Raw genomic sequence first — 4,036 nt, 5'->3', positions numbered from 1 at the left:
CGGCCGCCCTTGCCGCCGATGGTGGCGTAGGACTTGCGGGAGCCGATCAGCTTCTGGTTGACGAACACGGCGATGGAGGCAATAATAATCATCAGGATCGCCATGGCAAATCCGGTCTGCGTATCCCGGGAGTTGATATTCATGTACAGCTGGCTGGACAGGGTGTAGTACTGCACCGGAGAGCCCAGATAGTTGATGGTTCCGAAGGTGCCGATGGCCTTGGAGAAAGTCAGGATCACGGCCGACAGGATGGCCGGCAGCACCAAAGGCAGAGTGATCTTCCGCAGGATCATGGCCTTGCCCGCGCCCTGGATCTCACCCATCTCCTCCAGCTCGGAGTTGATGGAGTTCAGTGCTGAGGATACCAGCAGGTATGTATAGGCGTAATAATGAAGGGTCAGCACGATGATGATGGCGACAGGGCCATAGGCCAGCCACTCCGGCACATCCAGCCCCAGGGAGGCCATGAAGCCGGGCGCGCCGCCCAACCTCGCTGTCTTGAACATGGACAGCCACGCCTGGGATTTGCACCAGGAGGGGATCATGTAGGGGATAATCACCGCCAGGGAGAAAAACTTCTTGAAGGGCAGATCCGACCGGACCATCAGCCAGGCCAGAATGGAACCCAGCAGGATGGCGCACACGGACACGCAGACGCCGATGACCAGGGAGTTGATCAACGGCTTGATCAGCATGGTCCAGGACAGCTCACTGGCCAGCAGCCGCTGCCAGTAGTACAGGGTAAAGTCGCCGGCCTTGCCGCCGCCCACAGCCCGGATGTCCCGCTGGGCCAGCTCAAAGGTGGTGGCGATCATGTCCAGCAGCGGCAGGACGATCAGATAGACCAGCAGAACGACGGCGATCAGTACGATGATGTTGTAGGGATTTGTCACCACTGCCTTGATCTGATTCTTCAGCCGCCGGCTTTTTGAATACGTTTGCTCTTGCGGTTTCATCTTCCTCTTGCACCCTCTCTCCTCAGTTCCTCTTGTTGTTTGTGTTAAATATCGCAAACGTTTTCGTTTCTATGCGATTTCAAATTTAACATTCGTTCATACTTTTGTCAAGAACTATACCGCATATTTAATAAAGTATCCAATAAAATTATTCTAATTTTGGTTATTTCGTTGTCTTGCAAAATTCAAATCCGAACGGCTCACACAAACGTTTTCCGGGATTTGAAAAAAATGATGCGTTCACTTCAGCGGCGGCAGCAACTCCAGCAATTCCGGGAACGTATCGATCACTGCATCCGGCCGCGTCTCCTCCGTGAACTCCACAGGATGCTTCTTCTCCGGAGACCGGAAGATGATGTTGCAGCCGATTCCCGCAGCCTTGGCCCCTGGAATATCTCGCTTGATGTTGTCCGCCACGGAGACGCAGTCTGCCAGATCCACCCCCAGTTCCCGGGCTGCAATGTGGTAAATCTCCGCGCCAGGCTTGCGCAGATGGCACACGGAGGAGAGCACCACACTGCCAAAATACGGGGCCAGCCGATCCTCCTCCAGCCAGTCGGGCACCTCGTGCTCGCCAATCAGGTTGGACACAATGCCCAGCTTGTATCCCCGCTCGTGCAAGGTTCGGATCACTTCTGCCCCGCCGTCCACCACCACACGCCGGCCTTTGGACTGGCGGTACTCAAAGGACAGCTCATGGCAGACCTGGGCAATGCGCTTCTGGTCATAGTCCGGCAGCAGCCACCGGCACCAGAGCTCCCGGTCGCCAGCCTCCTTGTTCTCTCCCAGGGCCCAGCGGCGATAGGACTCGTAGCGGTCTTCTACCAACTGATAGAAGTCCTCCACCTGCAGCGGTGCCCCCGCCAGCTCCGTCATCTTCCTGCGGGCATGGCGCATATAGGGCTCATCCTCCAGCGCAATCCGAAGGGTGCCGCCCAAGTCGAACAGGACGGCCCTGTACCTTTTTTCGTTCATCCTTCCTCCTTATCCGCAGACAGGCAGATGCTCTCTGGATCCGCTGCCCACTCGTCTTATGCACTGAATGCAAACGTTTTCGATTTTCTGTCTTTATTCTATGGTAGATTACTTTTCTCTGTCAAGGGGAGGAACCGCCAAAGACACTCCCCTGTTTTTGCCATTTTGACCAAAAGTCCAGAAATCGCAGTTTTATATTGACTTTTCTGACAAAACTCTATATATTTCAATGCAGAAGTGTACTTCTCTTTCTTGCGGGCGGAGTTGCGTCGCAGAATCGAAAACGTTTGCATTTTCGCGCATTTTTGGGTGGAAAAACCGGCTTTTGTCTGCCCTGTTCCAAGGCGCTGTCCCCCCTCCCGCAGTTTGAGCGTGACAGTCTGAATCATGGAAAGAAGGCATTTTATGGACGGATACCTGTTTGACCCCCACACTCACACGGCGGAAACCAGCAAGTGCGGCCACCTGCCGGCGGCGGAGGTGGTGGACCGCTATGTGCGCCATGGCTTCTCCGGACTGGTTGTGACGGACCATCTCCACCCGGAGTACCTCTCCCGGATTGACACAGACCACGATTGGAATAAGGTCATAGACCACTATCTCTCCGGCTACCGCGCCTCCAAACAGCGGGGCGACGAGGTGGGCTTCCAAGTGCTGCTCGGCGCGGAACTGCGATTTCCCGAAAATGACAACGACTACCTGGTGTACGGCATTGATGAGGCGTGGCTGCGATCCAACCCCTACGTTTGCTGCATGAGCGCCCGGGAGTTCTTCCAGAAATTCCATAACCAGGTGCTTATTATCCACGCCCACCCCTATCGGGACGGCAACACTACGGTGTTTGAGGACGCGATTCACGGTACGGAGATCATCAACGGCAATCCCCGGCACGACAACTACAATGACCGGGCTCTAGAGCTGGCCCGCCGCCATCCAGAATACTACCGCCTGGCGGGATCCGACACCCATCAGAGTGGGGACGAGGCCCGGGCCGGCGTGATCCTGCCAGAGAGGCCCGCCGACTCCTTTGCCTACAAGACCTTGATTGGGCAGCACCGTTTCCACCTCTGGAGCCCGGAGTTCCAGTCCTTTGTGGACACGGATGAGGAAATGCGGAAGGAGAAACAGAAATGAGCCAGTTTGACTCTCTGATCATCGGCGAGGTGGCACAGGACACCAATGTGGACTATGACGGCACCACCGTCCATGCCGTGGGCGGCGCCGTGTACTACTCCGGCTTCGCCGCCGCCAACACCGGCCACAAGACCGCGGTGCTCCCCAAGGCGGACACGGCCCAGGTGGACCTGGCCGCCGCCTTCGCCCCAGCCCCAAATGTGACCGTCTATCCCCTGCACAGCAGGACCTCCTTTGTCACAAAAAACGTCTACCACACCCCGGACCGGGAGCGGCGCACCTCCACCGTGGACAGCGTCATCGAACCATACCGCACCGAGGAGGTGCCGGATATCGATGCGGCGATCTGGCATCTGGCGGGCCTGGCAGCGGGCGACATTCCCAACGAGATGATCCCCTTTGCCGCCCGGCACGCCATGGTGGCCATCGACGTGCAAACCATGCTGCGCTGGGTGGAGAACGGCGGCATGGTCTATCACGACTGGGCAGAGAAAAAGGAGCTGCTGCCGTATGTCCGATTTCTCAAGACCGACGCGGCGGAGGCGGAGATTCTGACAGGTCTCACCGACCGGGCTGAGGCCGCCAGACAGCTTTACCAGTGGGGCGCCAAGGAGATTCTCATCACCCATAACACGGAGGTGCTGGTCTACGATGGTCGGGAGATCTACACATGCCCCATCCGGGCCAGAAACCTCTCCGGCCGGACCGGGCGGGGCGACACCACCTTCGCCGGCTACATCAATGAGCGGCTGACTGCTGACATCCCCACCGCCCTCCGCTTCGCCACCGCCTTAGTGTCCCTGAAGATGGAGACCCCCGGCCCCTTCCCCGGCACCCGGGCGGATGTAGATGCCTATCTGAAGGAATTCTACTGAGCGCCATTTCCGTATCCATCTCCCGAAATCACCAAGACGGCTGCCAACCCGGCAGCCGTCTTTTCAGCTCTGCTCCGAAGTTAGGGACTAGATATT

At 57.6% G+C, this 4,036-nt stretch carries 4 protein-coding genes; 2 read left to right on the top strand and 2 right to left on the bottom strand.

Translation table 11 applies throughout. The annotated features are described in order from the left end of the window. Both QVE23_RS10585 and QVE23_RS10580 read right to left on the bottom strand, forming a co-directional pair. On the bottom strand, positions 1 to 956 hold a 956-nt coding region (locus QVE23_RS10585; protein ID WP_287968189.1), incomplete at its 3' end, for an ABC transporter permease. 240 nt (positions 957 to 1,196) lie between these two features. Beyond that, positions 1,197 to 1,931 carry an HAD family hydrolase gene (locus QVE23_RS10580; protein ID WP_025545005.1) on the bottom strand — a complete coding sequence of 245 codons (735 nt, stop codon included), beginning with the start codon at positions 1,929 to 1,931 and terminating at the stop codon, positions 1,197 to 1,199. 405 nt (positions 1,932 to 2,336) lie between these two features. Between QVE23_RS10580 and QVE23_RS10575 the strand changes: the two genes are divergently transcribed. Further along, on the top strand, positions 2,337 to 3,065 hold the full coding sequence (locus QVE23_RS10575; RefSeq protein WP_051320030.1) for a PHP domain-containing protein: 729 nt from the start codon (positions 2,337 to 2,339) through the stop codon (positions 3,063 to 3,065). Continuing rightward, positions 3,062 to 3,940, top strand: coding sequence for a PfkB family carbohydrate kinase (locus QVE23_RS10570; protein ID WP_267288489.1), 879 nt, complete (start codon positions 3,062 to 3,064; stop codon positions 3,938 to 3,940). The genes QVE23_RS10575 and QVE23_RS10570 overlap by 4 nt, the downstream gene beginning before the upstream one ends. Positions 3,941 to 4,036 lie beyond the last annotated feature (96 nt).

The sequence above is a fragment of the Oscillibacter sp. KLE 1728 genome, from assembly GCF_934833455.1.
Lineage (GTDB): Bacteria > Bacillota > Clostridia > Oscillospirales > Oscillospiraceae > Oscillibacter > Oscillibacter welbionis.
Note: the sequence above shows the minus strand (reverse complement) of the source record. Positions and strands in the feature narration are given on the sequence as shown.

Coding starts and splice junctions, on each gene's coding strand:
- QVE23_RS10575 (WP_051320030.1), top strand. CDS start 2,337: ATGGACGGATACCTGTTTGACCCCCACACTCACACGGCGGAAACCAGC.
- QVE23_RS10570 (WP_267288489.1), top strand. CDS start 3,062: ATGAGCCAGTTTGACTCTCTGATCATCGGCGAGGTGGCACAGGACACC.
- QVE23_RS10580 (WP_025545005.1), bottom strand. CDS start 1,931: ATGAACGAAAAAAGGTACAGGGCCGTCCTGTTCGACTTGGGCGGCACC.